The 20440-nt window shown below is 70.8% G+C and carries 20 protein-coding genes; 11 read left to right on the top strand and 9 right to left on the bottom strand.

Annotation, left to right across the window (positions count from 1 at the left end; genetic code table 11):
* Positions 1–20: 20 nt before the first annotated feature.
* The 5 genes from AQJ46_RS24265 to AQJ46_RS24245 form a co-directional block, all read right to left on the bottom strand.
* The gene (locus AQJ46_RS24265; protein ID WP_057610635.1) at positions 21–257 is read right to left on the bottom strand and encodes a DUF6213 family protein; all 237 of its coding nucleotides are present in this window, start codon (positions 255–257) and stop codon (positions 21–23) included.
* Positions 258–282: 25 nt separating this feature from the next.
* Entirely contained in the window at positions 283–1668 is a 1386-nt protein-coding gene (locus tag AQJ46_RS24260; RefSeq protein ID WP_059207596.1) for an NADP-dependent succinic semialdehyde dehydrogenase, read from the bottom strand.
* Between the two features lie 70 nt (positions 1669–1738).
* On the bottom strand, positions 1739–2200 hold the full coding sequence (locus AQJ46_RS24255) for an NUDIX domain-containing protein (RefSeq protein ID WP_059207595.1): 462 nt from the start codon (positions 2198–2200) through the stop codon (positions 1739–1741).
* Positions 2197–3735 carry an ATP-dependent DNA ligase gene (locus AQJ46_RS24250; protein WP_059207594.1) on the bottom strand — a complete coding sequence of 513 codons (1539 nt, stop codon included), beginning with the start codon at positions 3733–3735 and terminating at the stop codon, positions 2197–2199. Before AQJ46_RS24250 ends, AQJ46_RS24255 begins: the two co-directional genes overlap by 4 nt.
* A gap of 51 nt (positions 3736–3786) precedes the next feature.
* Positions 3787–4722 carry an NAD(P)/FAD-dependent oxidoreductase gene (locus tag AQJ46_RS24245; RefSeq protein WP_059207593.1) on the bottom strand — a complete coding sequence of 312 codons (936 nt, stop codon included), beginning with the start codon at positions 4720–4722 and terminating at the stop codon, positions 3787–3789.
* Positions 4723–4786: 64 nt separating this feature from the next.
* Between AQJ46_RS24245 and AQJ46_RS24240 the strand changes: the two genes are divergently transcribed.
* From AQJ46_RS24240 to AQJ46_RS24200, 9 genes are all read left to right on the top strand, one after another.
* Positions 4787–5359: a helix-turn-helix domain-containing protein gene (locus AQJ46_RS24240; protein ID WP_059207592.1), complete on the top strand. Its 573-nt coding sequence runs from the start codon at positions 4787–4789 to the stop codon at positions 5357–5359.
* A 117-nt stretch (positions 5360–5476) separates the two neighbouring features.
* Positions 5477–7126, top strand: coding sequence for a dolichyl-phosphate-mannose--protein mannosyltransferase (locus tag AQJ46_RS24235; protein WP_208616976.1), 1650 nt, complete (start codon positions 5477–5479; stop codon positions 7124–7126).
* A 61-nt stretch (positions 7127–7187) separates the two neighbouring features.
* Positions 7188–8024 carry a prephenate dehydratase gene (locus AQJ46_RS24230; protein ID WP_057610641.1) on the top strand — a complete coding sequence of 279 codons (837 nt, stop codon included), beginning with the start codon at positions 7188–7190 and terminating at the stop codon, positions 8022–8024.
* Positions 8025–8121: 97 nt separating this feature from the next.
* Positions 8122–8316, top strand: coding sequence for a hypothetical protein (locus AQJ46_RS24225; RefSeq protein WP_059207591.1), 195 nt, complete (start codon positions 8122–8124; stop codon positions 8314–8316).
* 136 nt (positions 8317–8452) lie between these two features.
* The gene (locus AQJ46_RS24220) at positions 8453–9421 is read left to right on the top strand and encodes an NADPH:quinone oxidoreductase family protein (protein ID WP_059207590.1); all 969 of its coding nucleotides are present in this window, start codon (positions 8453–8455) and stop codon (positions 9419–9421) included.
* Entirely contained in the window at positions 9418–10599 is a 1182-nt protein-coding gene (locus AQJ46_RS24215) for an acyl-CoA dehydrogenase family protein (RefSeq protein ID WP_059207589.1), read from the top strand. Before AQJ46_RS24220 ends, AQJ46_RS24215 begins: the two co-directional genes overlap by 4 nt.
* Complete coding sequence (locus AQJ46_RS24210; RefSeq protein WP_059207588.1) at positions 10596–11678, top strand: acyl-CoA dehydrogenase family protein; 1083 nt, start codon at positions 10596–10598, stop codon at positions 11676–11678. Before AQJ46_RS24215 ends, AQJ46_RS24210 begins: the two co-directional genes overlap by 4 nt.
* A gap of 181 nt (positions 11679–11859) precedes the next feature.
* Entirely contained in the window at positions 11860–12717 is an 858-nt protein-coding gene (locus tag AQJ46_RS24205) for a phosphatidylinositol-specific phospholipase C/glycerophosphodiester phosphodiesterase family protein (protein WP_059207587.1), read from the top strand.
* A gap of 131 nt (positions 12718–12848) precedes the next feature.
* Positions 12849–13043, top strand: a complete 195-nt coding sequence (locus tag AQJ46_RS24200) for a hypothetical protein (RefSeq protein ID WP_057610647.1) — start codon at positions 12849–12851, stop codon at positions 13041–13043.
* Between the two features lie 2 nt (positions 13044–13045).
* Here the strand turns inward: AQJ46_RS24200 and AQJ46_RS24195 are convergent, their stop codons facing one another.
* The 4 genes from AQJ46_RS24195 to AQJ46_RS58810 all read right to left on the bottom strand — a co-directional run bounded on the left by AQJ46_RS24195 (position 13046) and on the right by AQJ46_RS58810 (position 16393).
* Complete coding sequence (locus AQJ46_RS24195; protein WP_057610648.1) at positions 13046–14284, bottom strand: phosphodiester glycosidase family protein; 1239 nt, start codon at positions 14282–14284, stop codon at positions 13046–13048.
* A 73-nt stretch (positions 14285–14357) separates the two neighbouring features.
* Complete coding sequence (locus tag AQJ46_RS24190; RefSeq protein WP_199873715.1) at positions 14358–14741, bottom strand: DUF779 domain-containing protein; 384 nt, start codon at positions 14739–14741, stop codon at positions 14358–14360.
* Positions 14742–14808: 67 nt separating this feature from the next.
* The gene (locus AQJ46_RS24185; RefSeq protein WP_225887387.1) at positions 14809–15060 is read right to left on the bottom strand and encodes a hypothetical protein; all 252 of its coding nucleotides are present in this window, start codon (positions 15058–15060) and stop codon (positions 14809–14811) included.
* A gap of 166 nt (positions 15061–15226) precedes the next feature.
* Complete coding sequence (locus tag AQJ46_RS58810; protein ID WP_059207585.1) at positions 15227–16393, bottom strand: bifunctional class I SAM-dependent methyltransferase/NUDIX hydrolase; 1167 nt, start codon at positions 16391–16393, stop codon at positions 15227–15229.
* A gap of 176 nt (positions 16394–16569) precedes the next feature.
* Between AQJ46_RS58810 and AQJ46_RS24175 the strand changes: the two genes are divergently transcribed.
* On the top strand, positions 16570–18219 hold the full coding sequence (locus AQJ46_RS24175) for a cellulase family glycosylhydrolase (RefSeq protein WP_455770092.1): 1650 nt from the start codon (positions 16570–16572) through the stop codon (positions 18217–18219).
* 157 nt (positions 18220–18376) lie between these two features.
* Complete coding sequence (locus tag AQJ46_RS24170) at positions 18377–20428, top strand: galactose-binding domain-containing protein (protein ID WP_208616975.1); 2052 nt, start codon at positions 18377–18379, stop codon at positions 20426–20428.
* Positions 20429–20440 lie beyond the last annotated feature (12 nt).

Genomic DNA, 20440 nt, shown 5'->3' with positions numbered 1-20440 from the left:
CGGCAGCGAACCAGCAAGCCCTACGGCGCACTGCCGCTGCTGTGCGCGATACAGGCCACATCGATCCGATCGGCCAGCTTGGCCAGTTCGATCGTCAGCGCGGCCACCGTATCCTCGTCGAGCCCGTCGGCCCCGGCCTCGACCAGGTGCAGCCATCGCCCGCCAAGACTGCGGAGCAACTTGCTCACATCGGCGGCAGTCACCTGCAGGGTCCCGCGGTCATCGACGATCAGAGGCAGAGTCACTTCGCGGTTCACACCCGGGATGTTAGCCGCGCAAGCGTCACGCTCCGTGCCAAACCGTGGTGATGTTGCAGAACTCCCTGATTCCGTGCCCGGACAGCTCACGCCCGTAGCCGGACCGCTTGACCCCGCCGAACGGGAACGCCGGATGCGAGGCGGTCATCCCGTTGACGTACACCCCGCCGGCCTCCAGATCCCGTACGAACCGGTCGACCTCGGCCTCGTCCCGCGTCCACACGTTCGAACTCAGCCCGAACGGCGAGTCGTTGGCGATCAGTACCGCCTCGTCGAGGCCGTCCGCCCGGTACAGCGTGGCCACCGGCCCGAACGTCTCCTCGCGGTGGATGCGCATCTCGCGGGTGACGTCGGCGATGACGGTCGGCGGGTAGTACCAGCCGGGCCCGTCCGGGCGCTGCCCGCCGCACAGCACGCTCGCCCCGCTGCGCCTGGCGTCGTCGACGAGTTCCTCCAGATCGGCCCGGCCCTGCTCGCTGGACAGCGGCCCGACCTCGGTGTCCTCCTCCAGCGGGTCGCCGACCTTGAGGGCCTTCATGCCCTCGACGAACCGCTCGGCGAAACGGTCGTAGACATCGGTGTGCACGATGAACCGCTTGGCGGCGATGCAGGACTGCCCGTTGTTCTGCACCCGCGCGGTCACCGCGATCTCGGCCGCCCGGTCGATGTCCGCGGACGGCATGACGATGTACGGGTCGCTGCCGCCGAGCTCCAGCACCGTCTTCTTCACCATGTTCCCGGCCGTGGACGCCACGGCCCGCCCGGCGGGCTCACTCCCCGTGAGCGTGGCCGCCTTGACGCGTTCGTCGCGCAGGATCTCGTCGATCGCGCCGGACCCGACGAGCAGCGTCTGGAAGCAGCCCTCCGGGAAGCCCGCCTGATGGAAGAGGTCCTCCAGGAACAGCGCGGTCTGCGGCACGTTCGAGGCGTGCTTGAGCAGGCCGACGTTGCCCGCCATCAGCGCGGGCGCGGCGAAGCGGACCACCTGCCACAGCGGGAAGTTCCACGGCATCACCGCGAGCACGGGCCCGAGCGGCCGGTAGCGGACCAGGGCGCGGGAGGCGCCGGAGTCCTTGACGTCGTACGCGGCGGGCTCCTCGTCGGCCAGCAGCGACTCCGCGTGCTCGGCGTACCAGCGCATCGCCTTGGCGCACTTGGCGGCCTCGGCGCGGGCCTGCTTGACCGGCTTGCCCATCTCGGTGGTCATGACCCGGGCGATGTCCTGCCCGCCGTCGTCGAGGAGCTCGGCGGCCCGGTTCAGGAGACGGGCGCGCTCCGTGAAGGACGTCGTGCGGTAGGTGCGGAACGTCGCCTCGGCGAGCTGGAGCCTGCGCTCGATCTCCTCCTCGCCCATGGCCTCGTACGTCTTGAGCGTCTCGCCGTTCGCCGGGTTCACCGTCGCGATGGGCATGACCGACCTCCTGAAGAGCTGGTGTGCTTCGACCTTCCCGCGCGGCGGGGGCGACCGCAACGCGTGGACGTCAGGCCGAGTGCTCAGCCAGCCGGTCGAGAAACGCGGCCTGCGCCTTGACGATCACGGTCCGGGCCCGCTCGAGGCCGAACCACTCCACCCGGTCCAGCTCGGGGAACTCGCGCATCTGCCCGGACTTCGGTGGCCACTCCATGCTGAACACGCCCGGAACCACGGTGGCCGGATCGAGGTCCGCCTCGATCGCCCACGCCGTGACGACCTTGCCGTTCGTCTGCCGGACCTCACCCAGCGGTACGGCCTCCCCGTCGGGCGGCGGCAACCCGAGCTCCTCCTGGAACTCGCGGCGGGCCGCGTCCCAGGCCGACTCCGAGTCCGGCTCGTACTCGCCCTTCGGAACCGACCACGCTCCGGCGTCCCGCCGGGCGAAGAACGGGCCACCCATATGGCCCAGCAACACCTCCAGGCCCTCATCGGTGTGCCGGAACAACAGCAGGCCCGCGCTCGTCTTCACTGCCTCACCTCGGGGTGCGCGGCCAGCAGCGTCTCCACGGTGTCGGCCTCCTCGGGCCGCTTGTCCTCGCGGTAGCGGACCACGCGAGCGAAGCGGAGGGTGACTCCGGCCGGATAGCGGGTCGATTTCTGGAGGCCGTCGTAGGCGATCTCGACGACGAGTTCGGGCCGTACGGTCACCACGTAACCGCCGCTGTCGACGGCCAGCTCCTGGAGCCGCTCGGTCTGCCAGGTGAGCATCGCGTCGGTCATGCCCTTGAAGGTCTTGCCGAGCATGGCGAAGCCGCCGTCCGCCGTCCGCGCGCCGAGGTGCAGGTTGGACAGCTTGCCGGTACGGCGGCCGTGGCCCCACTCGGCGGCCAGCACCACCAGGTCGAGGGTGTGCACGGGCTTGACCTTCAGCCAGGAGGCGCCGCGCCGGCCCGCGCTGTAGGGGGCGTCCAGGGACTTCACGACGACGCCCTCGTGGCCGCGCTTCAGGGTCTCGGCGAGGAACTCCTCGGCCGCCCCCACGTCCTGCGGCCCGGACACCAGCGCGCGCCGGACCCGCATCGGCTCGGGCACCAACCGGGCCAGCTCCGCGTGCCGTTCGGCGAAGGGCAGGTCGAGGAGGTCGCGGTCGTCGACGGACAGCGCGTCGAAGAAGACGGGGGAGACCGGGACCGCCTCGGCGGCCGTCGTCACGTCCACGCGGGAGCCGACCCGGCCCGCGGTCTCCTGGAAGGAACGGGGCCGACCGTCCTCGTCGAAGGCGATCACCTCGCCGTCCAGGATGAACCGTTCGCCCCTCAACTCCAGCGCGGCAGCCGTCAGCTCGGGCAACCGGTCGGTGATGTCGTCGAGGGTGCGCGTGTACAGCCGTACGGCATCCCCGTCCCGGTGGATCTGGACGCGGATGCCGTCCAGCTTCTCCTCGACCGCGCAGGTGCCGAGCTTCTCGACCGCGTCGGCCACCGAGGAGGCGCTGTGCGCCAGCATCGGCAGGACCGGACGGCCGACGGTGAGGCGGAAGCGGTCCAGGGCGGGCGGGCCGTCGGTGAGCAGGGCCTCGGCCACCGTCTGGAGGGAGCCCGCGAGCATCACGGCACGGCGTACGTCGGCGGGAGGCGCCTCGGTGGCCTGGGCGAGCCCCTCCGTGGCGACCGCGTCCAGTGCCCCCTGCCGTACCTCTCCGCTGATCAGCCCGAACAGGAACTGCTGTTCGTCCTCGGTGGCCGCGCCCATCAACTGACCCACCAGCCGGGCGCGTTCGGCCTGCGAGCCGGCGCCCGCGACCTTGCCCAGCTCGCTGAGCAGCGCGTCCACCTCGCGCACGGTCAGGGTCGGCTCGGCGGCCGGGGCGACCGGGCGGCCGAGCACCTTCCAGCCGACGCCGAGCCGGCCCTGCGGGAGCCGTCCGGCCAGGTACGGGATGACGATCGGCACGTCGTCCGCCTCGGCGTCCCGGAACAGTTCGGCGAGGAGCGCGATCTTCCGGGACCGCGCCGAGGTGGCGGCGACCTCCTGGGACACGTGTGCCAGCCGGGCAAGCTGCATGCAGCTATCGTGCACCGGAGGCGGTGGGTCCACACCCCGACCGCACGACGACTATGCCCCTACGGCCGTGTCGAGGTCGCTCATCAGCAGTTCCCCGTTGATCGTGGCCGCCGCCCGGTATCCGGCGCTCGCCGCGTTGATCACCTGCTCCCCGAATCCGGCCGCGTTGCCCACGGCGTACACACCGGGCACGGTCGTCTGCCAGTTCCCGTCGACCACGGGGTAGCTGCCGAAGGGCGTCTCCTGGAGCTCGGCTCCGAGCCGCTGCAGCAGGCCGTTCTGCGGGACGGCCCGGGGCGCGGTGAAGACGACCTCGCGTGCGTGCGTCGTGCCGTCCTCCAGCCGTACGGCGGTGAGCCGGTCGTCCGTCACGACCAGCTCGGCGACCTCGCCGGGCACCACGCCGACACCGGCCGCGGCCAGCCTGCGCAGATCGTCGTCCGAGAGCTCGGACTCGGCGACCGTGTGCAGGAAGAGGGTCACGTCCTTCGACCACTGGGAGACCATCAGCGCCTGGTGCACGCTGAGCGGGGTCGTGGCGAGGACGCCGAACGCCTGGTCGCGGACCTCCCAGCCGTGGCAGTAGGGGCAGTGCAGGACGTCCTTGCCGAAGCGCGCCGCGACGCCGGGCACGTCCGGCAGCTCGTCCTTGAGGCCGGTCGCGACGACGAGGCGACGGGCCCTGAGCGCCCGCCCGCTCGCCAGCGTCACGGCGAAGCCGGGGGCGACCTCGACCACCCGGTCCCGGACCAGCTCGACGCCGTACCCCTTGATCTCCTCGCGCCCGATCGCCAGGAACTCGGCGGGCGGCATGCCGTCCCGGGTGAGAAAGCCCTGCATGTGCGCGGCGGGCGTGTTGCGGGGTTCGCCCGCGTCGACGACCAGGGTGTGACGCCGGGCCCGGCCCAGGACGAGGGCGGCGGACAGGCCTGCCGCGCCGCCACCGATCACGATCACTTCGTATGTCTCGCCGTATGTCTCGGTCATGCCGCCACGGTCGCTCCGCGGACGCGGGATTGACAAACGACTTTGCCGATTCTGCAATACGGGTATGAGTACCGACGACGTTCTCGCCGAAGTGGGTCCCCGGCTCAGGCGGCTGCGGAAGGACCGGGAGGTGACCCTCGCGGCGCTCTCGGAGACGACGGGCATCTCCGTGAGCACGCTCTCCCGGCTGGAGTCCGGCCTGCGCAAACCCAGCCTGGAACTGCTGCTGCCGATCGCCCAGGCCCACCAGGTGCCGCTCGACGAACTCGTCGGCGCCCCGCCGGTCGGCGATCCCCGGGTGCGGTCCGCACCGCTCGAACGGCACGGGCGCACCTTCTGGCCGCTCACCCGGCAGCCCGGCGGCCTGCAGGCGTTCAAGGTGCTGGTGCCGCGCCGCGAGGAGGAGCCGGAGCTGCGCACCCACGAGGGCTACGAGTGGCTGTACGTCCTGGCGGGGCGGCTGAGGGTGGTGCTGGGCGAGCACGACGTGATCATGAGTGCGGGCGAGGCGGCGGAGTTCGACACCCGGGTGCCGCACTGGTTCGGGTCGACGGGGGAGGGGCCGGCCGAGTTCCTCAGCCTGTTCGGGCCGCAGGGGGAGCGGATGCACGTACGGGCTCGTCCCCGGAAGGCGTGAGCGGCCGTTCTCCCTCTCGTCGGGGACAACTGGACGATCACACAGGTAGGTTCACCGGATGCACGAGATACCGCCCCGGTCGGACTCCGCGGCAGGGCAGGCTGCCCGGTGACCGATGTGACCCGTTCCCCCGTCGTCGGCACCCGCCCGACGACAGCACCCCGCGACTGGCAGGCGCGACTGAGTCGATTCGGGTACGCGGCCCGTCCGGGAACCAACCTCCGCGAGCGTCTCGTTCCGCGCTTTCCGAAGCCGTCGGTCTGGGACTGGCTGGGGCCGGTGCTCGTCGCCGTCCTGGCCGGGGCGATCCGCTTCTGGCACCTCGGCCGGCCGCGGGCGGTGGTCTTCGACGAGACCTATTACGCCAAGGACGCCTGGTCGCTGCTGCGCCTCGGCTACGAGGGCAACTGGCCGGACCGGAAGATCGCCGATCCGCAGATCCTCGCCCACCCCCAGGTCGTCTCGCTGTCCGACACGGGGGCGTTCGTCGCCCACCCGCCGACGGGCAAGTGGGTGATCGCCCTCGGCGAGTGGATGTTCGGTCTCACCCCGTTCGGCTGGCGCTTCACGACGGCGGCCCTGGGCACCCTGTCGGTGCTCATGCTGTGCCGCATCGGACGCCGTCTGTTCCGTTCGACGCTGCTGGGCTGTCTGGCAGGCGCGCTCCTCGCGGTGGACGGTCTCCATGTGGTGATGAGCCGTACCGCCCTGCTGGACCTCGTCGTCATGTTCTTCGTCCTGGCGGCGTTCGGCTGCCTGCTGGTCGACCGGGACCACGCACGGGGCCGGCTCGCGGCCGCCCTGCCGGTCGGCGAGGACGGCCGCGCGCGCCCGGACGAGCACACCGCCGACCACACCGGAACCGGGCTGCGTCCCTGGCGGCTCGCCGCCGGCGTCCTGCTGGGGCTGGCGGCCTCCACCAAGTGGAACGGCCTGTACGTGCTGGTCTTCTTCGTGCTCCTGACGGTGCTGTGGGATGTCGGCTCCCGCCGCGTGGCCGGGGCCGGTGACCCCTACCGGGCGGTGCTGCGCAAGGACCTCGGCCCGTCGGTCCTGTCCCTGGTCCCGGTCGCGCTGGCGACCTATCTGGCGACCTGGACCGGCTGGTTCCTGTCCGACGACGGCTACGGACGCCACTGGGCCGACGGCCGCGGCGGCACCTGGTCATGGATCCCCGCCCCGCTCCGCAGCCTGTGGCACTACGAGTCCCTGGTGTACGACTTCAACGTGGGGCTGCACACCCCGCACAAGTACCAGTCCAGCCCCTGGAGTTGGCTGGTCCAGGGCCGACCCGTGCTGTTCGACTACCAGTCGCCGAAACCCGGCCAGGACGGCTGCACCACGTCGGTCGACTGCTCCCGGACCGTCCTCGCCCTCGGCACACCGCTCCTGTGGTGGACGGCGTGCGGCGCCCTGCTCTACCTGCTCTTCCGCTGGGCGCTGCGCCGCGACTGGCGGGCCGGCGCCGTCCTGTGCGCGGTGGGCGCGGGGTATCTGCCCTGGTTCCTGTACCAGGACCGTACGGTCTTCTCCTTCTACGCGGTCGTCTTCGTGCCCTACCTCTGCCTGGCCGTGGCGATGACGGTGGGCGCGGTCCTGGGGCCACCGGGGGCGGACCGCAGACGGCGCACACAGGGCGCGGTGGCCGCGGGCGCCCTCGTCCTGCTCATCGTCTGGAACTTCATCTACTTCTTGCCGCTCTACACCGGGGAGACGATCCCGTACGCCGACTGGCACTCCAGGATGTGGCTGGACACCTGGATCTGAGGCGGAGCGTCCCTGGTACGTTACGGAGCTTCTGCCGCCCGACGACAAGAGAACGAACCCCGTGACGACCGTCGCTTACCAAGGTGAACCCGGATCCAACTCGGCGACCGCCGCGCACACCCTGTACCCCGGGTGCGCCGAGCAGCCCTGCACGAGTTTCGAGCAGGCTCTGGACGCGGTGACGCTCGGCACCGCCGACGTCGCCGTGATCCCGGTGGACAACTCCGCGGCCGGACGGGTGGCCGACGTCCATCATCTGCTGCCCGAGTCGGGGCTGTTCATCATCGCCGAGCACTTCCTCGCCATCCGCTTCGACCTGATGGGCGTGCCCGGGGCGACACCGGATCAGGTGGAGTGCGTGCGCAGCCATGTGCACGCCCTCGGGCAGTGCCGCAAGGTGCTGCGGGAGGGCGGCTGGCGCACCCTCGTCACCGACGACACGGCCGGAGCGGCGCGCGAGGTGGCCGAGCTGGCCGATCCGCGGCACGCGGCGCTCGCCCCGCCCGCCGCGGCCGGGCTGTACGGTCTCGACGTGCTGCGCTCCGGGGTCGAGGACGACCCGGACAACACCACCCGCTTCGTCGTCCTGTCCCGGGAGGCCGTCGTGGCCCCGCACACCGGGGAACCGACGATGACGAGCCTGTTCTTCTCCGTGCGCAACATCCCCAGCGCGCTCTTCAAGGCGCTCGGCGGGTTCGCCACCAGCGGGGTGAACCTCACCAAGATCGAGAGCTATCAGATCGGCGCGGGGCTGAATGCCAGTCGCTTCTACGCCGAGATCGAGGGCCACCCCGACGAGCAGCACGTCGCCCTCGCCCTGCACGAACTGGGGTTCTTCTCCACCGAAGTGCGCATTCTGGGCGTGTATCCCTCGCATCCGCACCGGCTGGAGCACTGAAGGGCGTCGGACGGGCGCCGGCCGTGGCGTCACCGCCTTGACAGGTGACGCGCTGCGCGCGCACGCTGGTGGTCCTCCGACGAAGTGGAGAACGGCCATGAGCAAGGACGTCACCCTGGACGCCGGTGCGGCGGCACGGCACCTGCGCTTCGGCAGCCTCCCCGAACGCATCCGCTTCGAGGACATGACCGAAGGCGCGGACGCCGCCCCGGGTGGCGGGGCCAACGCCTCGTACGGCCCCGAGGGCGACTGGAAGTACTACTCGTGCCTTGCCCTCGACCTCGGGCTGTAGAAGCAACCGACTCCCAGATATCGGTATGCCGAGACTTTCACCGGCGGGCTGTTCCCTGATCGGCAAGCGACCGCTTAGTATGCGGAGGACCCCGGTCAGACCCCGGCATGACGACGCAGTCCCGTGGAGGCCCCCCATGCAGGCTTGGCAAGTGCACGAGAACGGCGAGCCGAGCGAGGTGATGCGCCTCGCGGACGTGGCGCAGCCCGTTCCCGGTGACGGCCAGGTCCTGCTGAAGGTGCGCGCCGCGAACATCAACTTCCCGGACGTGCTGATGTGCCGCGGCCACTACCAGGTCCGGCCGCCGCTGCCCTTCACGCCGGGTGTGGAGATCTGCGGCGAGACCGAGGACGGGCGCCGCGTGATCGCCAACCCGGCACTGCCGCACGGCGGTTTCGCCGAGTACGCCGTCGCCGACGCCGCCGCTCTGCTGTCCGCGCCGGACTCGCTGGACGACGCCGAGGCCGCCGCCCTGCACATCGGCTACCAGACGGGCTGGTTCGGGCTGCACCGGCGGGCCCACCTGGAGGCCGGGGAGACGCTGCTCGTCCACGCTGCCGCAGGAGGGGTCGGCAGCGCGGCGGTGCAGCTCGGGAAGGCGGCCGGGGCCACCGTCATCGGTGTCGTCGGCGGTGCCGAGAAGGCGGCCGTCGCCCGGGAGCTGGGCTGTGACGTGGTGGTCGACCGGCGGAGCGAGGACGTCGTCGCCGCCGTGAAGGAGGCCACCGGGGGCCGGGGCGCCGATGTGATCTACGACCCCGTGGGCGGCGAGGCCTACACGCAGTCGACCAAGGTCGTCGCCTTCGAAGGGCGGATCGTGGTCGTCGGCTTCGCCAGCGGGACCATCCCGAGCCCCGGTCTCAACCACGCCCTGGTGAAGAACTACGCGATCCTGGGCCTGCACTGGGGCCTGTACAACACCAAGAACCCGAAGCTGGTCCAGCACTGCCACGAGCAGCTCACCGAACTGGCCGCCCGGGGCGCGATCAAGCCGCTGGTCAGCGAGCGGGTGCCGCTCGCCGCGGCCGCGGACGCCGTACAGCGCCTCGGCGACGGGGTGACCACCGGCCGGATCGCCGTCGTACCCACGGGAGCACAGGCATGACCGACGCAGCCGAACTCAAGCGCCGCACCGCCGAGTTGCTGGCCGCGCACCCGCTCGCGACCACGGACCGGCTCGACTTCCTCAAGGCCCGCTTCGACGCGGGGCTCGCCTGGGTGCACTATCCGCAGGGCCTCGGCGGCCTCAACGCGCCCCGCTCCCTCCAGGCCGTCGTGGACGCCGAGTTGGAGGCCGCGGGCGCTCCCGACAACGATCCGCGGCGCAACGGCATCGGGCTCGGCATGGCCGCGCCGACGATCCTCAGGTATGGCACCGAGGAGCAGAAGCAGCGCTTCCTGCGGCCTCTGTGGGTGGGGGAGGAGGTCTGGTGCCAGCTGTTCAGCGAGCCCGGTGCCGGATCCGACCTCGCCGCGCTCGGCACCCGGGCCGTGCGGGAGGGCGACAGCTGGGTGGTCAACGGGCAGAAGGTGTGGACGTCCGGCGCCCACAACTCCCGCTGGGCCATCCTCATCGCCCGCACCGACCCGGACGTGCCCAAGCACGCGGGCATCACCTACTTCCTCTGCGACATGACCGACCCGGGTGTCGAGGTGCGGCCGCTGCGCCAGATCACCGGCGAGGCCGAGTTCAACGAGGTCTTCCTCACCGACGTCCGCATCCCCGACACCTGCCGGCTCGGCGAGGTCGGCGACGGCTGGAAGGTCGCGCAGACCACGCTGAACAACGAGCGCGTCGCGATCGGCGGCATGCGGCTGCCCCGCGAGGGCGGCATGATCGGCCCGGTCTCGAAGACCTGGCGCGAGCGCCCCGAACTGCGCACCCAGGACCTGCACCAGCGCCTGCTGAAGCTCTGGGTCGACTCCGAGGTGGCCCGCCTCACCGCGGAGCGCCTGCGACAGCAGCTCGTCGCAGGACAGCCGGGACCCGAGGGCGCCGGCATGAAGCTCGCCTTCGCCCGCCTCAACCAGGAGATCAGCGGCCTGGAGGTCGAAGTGCGCGGCGAGGAGGGCCTGTTGTACGACGACTGGACCCTGCGGCGCCCGGAGCTGGTGGACTTCACCGGCCGTGACGCCGGCTACCGCTATCTGCGCTCCAAGGGCAACAGCATCGAGGGCGGGACCAGCGAGGTCCTGCTGAACATCGTCGCCGAGCGCGTCCTGGGCCTGCCGGCCGAGCCGCGTACCGACAAGGACGTCGCCTGGAAGGACCTGTCCCGATGAGCGCACAGCCCGACCTGCTGTACTCGGAGGAGGAAGAGGCGCTGCGGGCCGCCGTACGGGACCTCCTCGCGGACCACTGTGACGCGCCGGGTGTGATCGCCCGCACCGAGTCGGACACCCCGCACGACCTCGCGGCCTGGAAGGCCCTCGCCGACGGCATGGGCCTCGCGGGGCTCCTGGTGCCCGAGGACAAGGGCGGTCAGGGCGCCACGCATCGCGAAGCCGCCGTGGTCCTGGAGGAGTTGGGCCGCGCGGTCGCTCCCGTGCCCTATCTCACCAGTGCGGTCGTCGCCACCGAGGCTCTGCTCGCCTGCGACGCCGACGAGCTCCTCGCCGAGCTCGCGTCCGGACGGAAGACCGGCGCCCTCGCCGTCTCCCTGAGCGTCGCCCCGGGCGGCGCCTACAAGGTCGTACGCCACGAAGGCGGGGCTCTGCACGGTGAGTTGACGGCGATCGCGGACGCTCAGGGGGCCGACGTGCTGCTCGTGCCCGCGGACGACGGCGGGCTGTACGCGGTGGACGCTACCTCCGCGACCGTCACTCCGCAGGTCGCCTTCGACCTGACCCGTCCGCTCGCGACCGTCACCCTCGACGGGGCGCGGGGCCGCCTGCTGGGCGACGCCGAGGTCGCCGTGCACCGCGCGCTCCGGGCCGGTGCCGGACTGCTCGCCTCCGAGCAACTCGGGCTTGCCGAATGGACGTTGACCGAGACCGTGCGCTACCTCAAGGAGCGCAAGCAGTTCAACCGGCCCGTCGGCGGGTTCCAGGCGCTCAAGCACCGGCTCGCCCAGCTGTGGCTGGAGGTCGTCAACCTCCGTGCCGCCGCCCGGAACGCGGCCGACGCGCTCGCGACGGGTGCGGACGCCGATGTGGCGGTCGCCGTCGCGCAGGCCTACGCGGCGTCCGTCGCGGTGCACGCCGCCGAGGAGGCGCTCCAGCTGCACGCGGGGATCGGCATGACGTGGGAGCACCCGGTGCACCTGTATCTGAAGCGGGCCAAGGCCGACTCGATCGCCTACGGCACGGCGGGCGCGCATCGCGCCCGGTTGGCCGAACTCGTCGACCTCCAGGCACCTTGAGCGTCACCCGCTGAACGTCGGTGAAGCCCGCCCCACCTGGGGCGGGCTTTTCCGTGCGCCCGCGCGGAAGGAGTGAACGAGGGACGGCAGTCCGGCCAACTCCTGGCATGTACAGGTTCATTGAGGGCTGAAGTGCCCCATACTCCCTGTGGTTTCGACCCGCCCCACAGGGAGGCAGAACATGGCCCTCATCACTCGTCGCAGAGCCCTCACCACCCTCGGCGCCGCGGTCGCGGCGACGCTCGCCCCGCCCGTCGGCAGCGCCTGGGCCGACAGCCAGAGGCACCGCCCCCGTCCGTTGTGGCGTGCTCACGCCCACAACGACTACGAGCATCCGCGCCCCCTCCTCGACGCCCTCGACCACCGCTTCGGCAGCGTCGAGGCCGACATCTTCCTCGTCGGCGACCAGCTCCTCATCGGCCACACCGTGGACGACCTCGACCCGACGCGCACCCTCGAGTCGCTCTACCTCGACCCGCTGGCCAGGATCGTCAAGGCCAACCACGGCTCGGTGTACCGGGGTTACCGCCGTCCCCTGCAACTGCTCGTCGACATCAAGACCGAGGGCTCCTCGACCTACCTCGAACTCGACCGCCATCTGCGCCGCTACAAGCATCTGTTCACGACGTACGTGCACGGCAGGGTTCTCCCCGGCGCGGTGACCGCCGTGATCTCCGGCGACCGCGCCGCCCGTGTCCCGATGGAGGCCCAGACCGTGCGCCGGGCCTTCTACGACGGTCGGCTCGCCGACCTCGGCACCTCGGCGCCCGCCTCCCTCATCCCGCTGATCAGCGACAACTGGACGCTCAACTTCACCTGGCTCGGCGAGGGCGTCTTCCCCGACGCCGAGCGGCAGAAGCTGCGGACCCTCGTCCAGCAGGCCCACGCGCGCGGGCAGAGGGTGCGGTTCTGGGCCACCCCGGACCTCGCGGGCCCCGCCCGGGACGCGCTGTGGGCCGAGCTTCTCGCTGCCGGCGTCGACTACCTCAACACCGACGACCTGGCAGGCCTGGAGGCCTTCCTGGACGCCCACCGATAGCCGCCTCGGGACAAGCGCGGACACCACTCGTTCGGAGGACCCTTCAGTCGCCCGGACGAACCCTCCGCTACGCCACACTTACGGCCGAACGCCGCGAAACGGACCCGGCGGCGTGGCGGAGGAGGCTGTCCATGGCGATTTCCATCTCTCTAGTGATTCTGCTGCTGATCCTGGCGGTGATCTTCCTGCGCAGCGGCGGACTCAAGGTCTCCCACGCGCTGGTGTGCGCGCTGTTCGGCTTCCTGCTCGCCGGCACGAGCATCGCGCCCACCATCCACAGCGGCCTCACGGCGACGGCCGACATCGTCAGCAGTCTGCGCCCCTGACCTCAGGCCGTGGAGAAGACCCCGATGCCGTTCGGTACGGGCCGCTCGGCGCCGCCGGAGGGGTGGTTGAGGGCGGTGACGGAACTCGTGCCCGGCATCCGGGCGGCCATGGTCGTGGAACCCCCGCCGTCCAGGCTGAAGGCGTCGACGGAACCCAACGTCCGCATGGTGTCCGCCACTTCGGCGATCGTCAGCCCACTGCGATAGTCCGGCGCCCCGTCCAGCGCGAGGAGATACAGCCGCCGTCCGCCGTCCGCGACACCCACGGCCGTGCGCACGGCCGACGCCGTGTCGTCGAGGCCGGGCAGCGGGAGGCCGTCGTCGAGCACCGGATAGCCACCGAGCGCGAAGCGGTACGGGAGCTTCGCCGAGGCCGCGACCAGTTGGTGCCGCACCGTCACCGACGCGCCGACGGACAGCTTCCGCAGGTGCTGTGCGCCCGCCTCCCGGCCCACGAGCACGGTGGTGCCGTCGGCGATCGGGCCGCTGCCCGGGGCGTCGGCCGTGGACACGACCTTCCCGGCGCGGACCGTCACCTCGTAGGTGTCCGTGCTGCACGGGGCGGCCCGGTCGGTGTCCGTCCCGCAGGTCGACCGCACCCGGGAGGCGCTGCCCCAGTCCGAGGTGAACGCCCCGACCGAGCCCACCGGCAGCGCGTACTGGTTCAGCCCGCCGAGCGGCAGCTGTCCCTCGGGCGTCCGCACCGACCCGTCGAGCGCCAGGTCGTCAAGGCGGGCCAGACGGTCCGTGCCCACGCCGAACACCTCCTTCGTGCTCGTGCCGGACGGCAGCGCGGGCCCGAAGCGCTGACCCTTCGGCACCGCCGCCTTGAGCGCGCGGCCCTGCGCGATCGCCGGGCCCACACTCGCGCCGGTGGCCTCGACGCCCGGGTGCTGGGACTCCGTGATGTTGAAGAAGTCGCCGTTCACCCCCGCGAGCGCGCCCTGCGCGGTGGCCAGCCGGGACACCGTGGCCCGCGCGGCCACCGCCCCCGGATACAGCAGCTCCAGTCGCACCCCCGGATCGCTCAGGTCCACGCCGATCACATGGGCGTGCGTCACCCCCGCGGCCGCGTCGATGTCGAACTCCTCGTACTGCACGCCGGTCGCGAGCCGTGTCCACCCCTGCGCGGCGCCGGCCGGTGCCGCCCCCACCAGGGCCGCACCGGCCAGCGTGCCGAGTGCCGCGAGAAACGTCAGTACCGATCTGCCTGCGCCGAGACGTCTTTGACGATGTGTCACAGCTCTCCCTGATGTCTCGTCAACTGTTCCAGGACTCAGGAAGAGTGCATCAGACAGCGATGAAAGAGGGGAGCTATGCGCCGACCACACGCGAACGGATGAGGAAACGTACCCCCTCGGGTGCCTCCAGCGAGAACCCGCTGCCCCGGCCCTGGACGACGTCCACGATCAGCCGGGTGTGGCTCCACACCGCGTACTGGCTCCTCGACATCCAGAACGTCACCGGCTCCTCGACCCCCGGCACGTCCAGCTCGGCGAGCAGCACGTCCGAGCCACCGGTGCGGAACTCGCCCGCCGGGTAGCACATCGGCGCGCTGCCGTCGCAGCAGCCGCCGGACTGGTGGAACATCAGCGGCCCGTGCGCCTCGCGCAACCGGAGCAGCAGCTCGGCGGCGGCGGCCGTGAGCTCGACACGCGGCACCTCGTCGTACACGGCACGTGCGGAATCCTCGTCCATGGTCGTCGAGTGCAGCACGGCGAAGGTTGCGAGGGGGTTGCACGACGCCGTGCTTCAGTGTGCGGCTTCAGGACAGGTCGATGGGAGCCGGGTTCCACTTGTACCGCACGTCCTCCTCGTCCTTGAGGAGAACTCCGGCCTGCGCCATCCGGTCCAGGATGTCCACCAGCATGTCGCCCAGCGGATACCCGTCCACCCAGAACATCCGCTTCACCGGGGAGAACTTCTGGTCCGGCGGAAAGACGCCCAGGAACATCCCGAGCCGCAACGCCGCGTCGTCGTAGTCCCGCCAGTCGGCCAGGATGTCCTTGAGTTCCATGCTGTCGTCCGTCCTCATCTATTGACCGCCGGGCACGGCCGGGAGGCAGCCGTCTCCCGGCCGTGCCCGGCGAGCCACGGACTCGCCCACCGCCGCCGATCCCGCCGCGGCAGCCCCCCGAAGACATTGCCGACGTCCGGCAACTCACCCCGGAGCCGTTCCCCTGCTACCCGGTGTACGGCGTGAAGTGGGCCGGAGTGTGGTCGATCGGCAGGTCCGGGCGCCAGGCGGTCAGGCCCTGGGCGCTGCACACGAACAGGTTCTCCGGGAGCCGGTCCAGAGCGAACCAGCGCCAGTCGCCGACGCGTTCGCCGGGCTGGTCCGAGGGCTCGCCCCGCCAGGCGGTGACCCGGGCGGCCACGGTCATCCGCACCACGCCCTCCACGTCGTCGAGGAGCGTGCCCAGCAGCCGGACGTCGGAGGTGCGGGCCTCGATGCCGGTCTCCTCGTGGAGCTCGCGCACGACCGTCTCCGCCAGCGACTCCCCGGGCTCCACCGTGCCGCCCGGCAACTCCCAGGTGCCGCGCCGGTGCCGGCCGAGAAGCAGTCCGCGAGGGCCGTACAGGATGGCGCCGACGCCGATCGCCGCGTGCGGGAGCGGCGGACGGCTGCCGCGTGGGCGGGAGGAGACCCGGACCGGCCGGGTCGCCCGGAAGATCCGGTAGGAGGCGTGGTTCCCCTCCTCCGGCGCGTCGAGGACGTCGATCCCCTCGACCCGCAGGCCGTGCTCGCCGAGCAGGTCCGTCCAGAGTTCCGGAGTCAGTACCCACATCCGTACGGCGACCTCCCCGCCCCCGGCGAGCCGCAGGATCTCGGGCCGGGACTCGAGGACCGACGAGGGGCCCTCGCCCAGGGAGTTGGTGCGCAGCACGGTGAAGCACAGCGTCCCGCCGGGCCGGAGCGCTGCGGCGAGGGCGGGCAGCAGCCGGCGGGGATCGATGTAGGGCACCGCGTTGACGGAGTAGACGACGTCGTACGGTTCCGCCGTGCCGAGGTGCTCGACGGCGTCCGCCCTGATCAGGCGCAGTCCGGGCAGGGAGCCGTGGCGCGCGAGGGCCCGTTCGTGCTGCGTGGGGGAGGAGTCGACCGCGTCCACCGAGGCGCCGTACGCCCGGACGAGATGCGCCGCGTGCCGGGCGGGGCCGCACCCGAGGTCCAGCACGCGCCGCCCGGCGAGCTCACCGAGGATCTCGGCACCCGGCCCGGTGCCCCGAAGGCCCCAGTCGAACCGCTCCAGCTCCGGCAGGACCGTGCCGCGCCGCAGATGGTGGTCGCCGTAGGCGTGCCAGGCCTCGGCGTTGACGGCGTCGGGGCCGACGGGTCGCGTGGTCAATGTGCCTCCCGGGTGCGGTGGTCGAGGTTCGGAACCCTATGGGAGCTCCGGGCCCACCGAGTTGCACAGGGGCACCCCCATTTCCGTCCCTTGTCTTGACGTGTACTTGGCAGAGTGGCTTCTATGGGAGCGCTCCCATGCTCCTTCCGACCGTCTCACCCATCCCTGGAGCCGCAGTGAGAAGAACAAGAAAGAGCCCCCTGAGCGCGTTACTGGCCCGACTGGCCGCCCTTGTCGCACTGGTGGTGCTCGGCGCCCTCTGCCCGAGCGCGGCCCAGGCCGCCGAGGAGCCAGGCACCCGGGCCACCGGTCTGCACATCAGCGACGGCCGCCTGGTCGAAGGCAACGGCAACGACTTCGTCATGCGTGGCGTCAACCACGCCCACACCTGGTACCCGAACCAACTGGGGTCGCTGGCCGACATCAAGGCGCAGGGCGCCAACACCGTCCGGGTGGTCCTCGCCGACGGCCACCGCTGGACCGCCAACACCGCCTCGGACGTGGCCAACGTCATCGCCCAGTGCAAGGCCAACCGGCTCATCTGCGTCCTGGAGGTGCACGACACCACCGGATACGGCGAGGACAGCGCGGCCGGCACCCTCGACCAGGCCGCCGACTACTGGATCGGCCTGAAGGACGTGCTCGCCGGCCAGGAGAACTACATCGTCATCAACATCGGCAACGAGCCCTGGGGCAACACCGACCCCGCAGGCTGGACCGCCCCGACGATCGCCGCGATCCAGAAGCTCAGGAACGCCGGCTTCGAGCACACGATCATGGTGGACGCCCCCAACTGGGGCCAGGACTGGCAGCAGGTCATGCGCACCAACGCCCAGTCCGTGTACGCCGCCGACACCACCGGCAACCTGATCTTCTCGATCCACATGTACAGCGTCTTCGACACCGCGGCGGAGATCACCGACTATCTCAACGCCTTCGTCAGCGCCAAACTGCCCATCCTGATCGGTGAGTTCGGCGGTCCCGCCGACCAGTGGGGCGATCCGGACGAGGACACCATGATGGCCACCGCCGAGCAGCTCGACATCGGTTACCTGGCCTGGTCCTGGAGCGGCAACACCGACCCGATCCTCGACCTCGTGCTCAACTTCGATCCGGCGCAGATGACTTCGTGGGGTCAGCGCATCTTCAACGGTGCCAACGGCATCGCGCAGACCGCCAAGGAAGCCACCGTTTTCGGCAGCGGTTCCGGTGACACCCAGGCCCCTACCGCGCCGGGCGCCCCGACCGCCTCGGCGGTGACGGCGAGCTCCGCGAACCTGTCCTGGACGGCGTCGACTGACAACGTTGGCGTGGCCGGGTACGACGTCGTCCGGGTCAGTGGTGGCACCGAGACGAAGGTCGCGGCCTCGACGGCGAACTCGGTGACCGTGACGGGCCTGACGGCCAACACGGCGTACTCCTTCGCCGTTTACGCCCGTGACGCGGCCGGGAACCGGTCGGCCCGCTCGGCGACGGTGAGCGTCACCACCGCCGACACGCCGGCCGGGAGCTGCTCCGTCGGCTACCGCGTGGTCGGCGAGTGGCAGGGCGGTTTCCAGGGCGAGATCGCCATCCGCAACACCGGCACGTCCGCCGTCAGCGGCTGGAAGCTCGCTTTCACCTTCGCCAACGGCCAGACCGTTTCCAACATGTGGGGCGGGACCCCCACGCAGAGCGGGGGCTCGGTGACCGTCACCCCGGCCTCCTACACCCACACGATCCCGGCCGGAGGCTCGGTCACCGTCGGCTTCATCGGCAGCAAGGGCGCCACGAACGCCGCCCCCACCGCCTTCACACTCAACGGGGCGGCCTGCGTGAACGGTTGATGTCCTCGAGGTATCAGGTCAACTGTCCCGGACTCTTGACTCGGAACGTGCTCAGTCGCGATCCTCGACGCATCTATTGCGCCGGTCATGACAATTCCAAGGGCAGTCAAAACGCCCTCGGTCGACGGCGCCTCCCGCCGACCGAGGGACGTGGGCCATGGCCGGACGCACCTGCCGCCGTCGCAAGAACATCACCATCACCTCCCTGCTCTTCCTGGTGCTGGCCACGATCCTGGGCCCCACGCCGAGTTCGGCGGCCACCGACTGGTGGACACCGACGGCCAGGCCCACCCCCGACGCCCAGATCAACGTGACGGGAGCGCCCTTCACCGGCACCGACTCCGCGGGCGAGGTGAACGGGTTCATCGACGCCCACAACCACCTCTTCTCCAACGAGGCCTTCGGCGGCCGGCTGATCTGCGGCAAGGTGTTCTCCGAGTCCGGAGTCGCCGACGCGCTCAAGGACTGTCCCGAGCACTACCCCGACGGCACCCTCGCGCTCTTCGACTACATCACCCACGGCGGCGACGGCAAGCACGACCCGACCGGCTGGCCGACGTTCAAGGACTGGCCGGCGTACGACTCCATGACCCACCAGGCCAACTACTACGCCTGGGTGGAGCGCGCCTGGCGCGGCGGGCAGCGGGTGCTGGTCAACGACCTCGTCACCAACGGCATGATCTGCTCCGTCTACCCCTTCAAGGACCGCAGTTGTGACGAGATGACCTCGATCCGTCTGCAGGCCAGGATGACGTACGACCTCCAGGCCTTCATCGACAAGATGTACGGCGGCACCGGCAAGGGCTGGTTCCGGATCGTCACCGACAGTGCGCAGGCCCGACAGGTCATCCAGCAGGGCAAGTTGGCGGTCGTGCTCGGTGTGGAGACCTCCGAGCCGTTCGGCTGCAAGCAGATCCTCGACATCGGGCAGTGCAGCAAGGCGGACATCGACAAGGGGCTCGACGAGCTGTACGGCCTGGGCGTGCGTTCCATGTTCCTGTGCCACAAGTTCGACAACGCCCTGTGCGGAGTCCGCTTCGACGAGGGTGGACTCGGAACCGCCATCAACGTCGGGCAGTTCCTGTCCACCGGCACCTTCTGGAAGACCGAGACCTGCAAGGGGCCGCAGCACGACAACCCCATCGGTACGGTGGCCTCCGAAGCGGAGGACGACCTGCCGGCCGGCACCGAGGTCCCGGAGTACGACAAGGCCGCGCAGTGCAATGTCCGCGGGCTCACCGATCTCGGTGAGTACGCCGTGCGCGGCATGATGAAACGCAAGATGATGCTCGAGATCGACCACATGAGCGTCAAGGCCACCGGTCAGGTCCTCGATATCTTCGAGGCCGCGAACTACCCCGGCGTGCTCTCGTCGCACAGCTGGATGGATCTCAACTGGACCGAGCGGGTCTACTCGCTCGGCGGCTTCGTCGCCCAGTACATGCACGGCTCCGAAGGGTTCGCCGCGGAGGCGAAGCGCACCGACGCGCTGCGCGAGAAGTACGACGTGGGCTACGGCTACGGCACCGACTTCAACGGCATCGGCGACCACCCCGCACCGCGCGGAGCGGACGCCGCGAACAAGGTGACGTACCCCTTCAAGAGCGTTGACGGCGGCTCGGTCATCGACAAGCAGACATCCGGGCAGCGCACCTTCGACTTCAACACCGACGGGGCCGCCCATGTCGGCATGATCCCGGACTGGATCGAGGACATCCGGCTCGTCGGCGGCCAGGGTGTGGTGGACGACCTCTTCCGGGGCGCCGAGTCCTACCTCGACACGTGGGGCGCTTCCGAGCAGCACCAGGCGTCCGTCGACCTCGCGAAGGGGAAGACGGCCACGGCCAGTTCGTCCGAGTCCAACCCGTTCACCAGCTATCAGCCGGGGCGGGCCGTGGACGGCGACGACTCCAGCCGCTGGGCGAGCGACTGGAGCGACGACCAGTGGTGGCAGGTCGACCTGGGCTCCACGAACCGGGTCTCCAAGGTCACGCTCGACTGGGAGCGGGCGTACGGGAAGTCGTACCGGATCGAGCTCTCGACCGACGGGGCGAACTGGCAGACCGTCTGGTCGACCACCTCCGGGGACGGCGGCCTGGACACCGCCAAGTTCACCGGAACTCCTGCCCGTTACGTGCGCGTCCATGGCCTCGACCGCGGCACCGACTGGGGATACTCGCTCAACGAGGTCGGCGTCCACAGCGCCTGACGTACGACAACG

This window comes from Streptomyces canus, from assembly GCF_001514145.1.
In the GTDB taxonomy this organism is placed as follows: domain Bacteria; phylum Actinomycetota; class Actinomycetes; order Streptomycetales; family Streptomycetaceae; genus Streptomyces; species Streptomyces canus.
The sequence above is the reverse complement of the archived record's forward strand: the minus strand, read 5'-3'. Positions and strand labels throughout refer to the sequence as shown.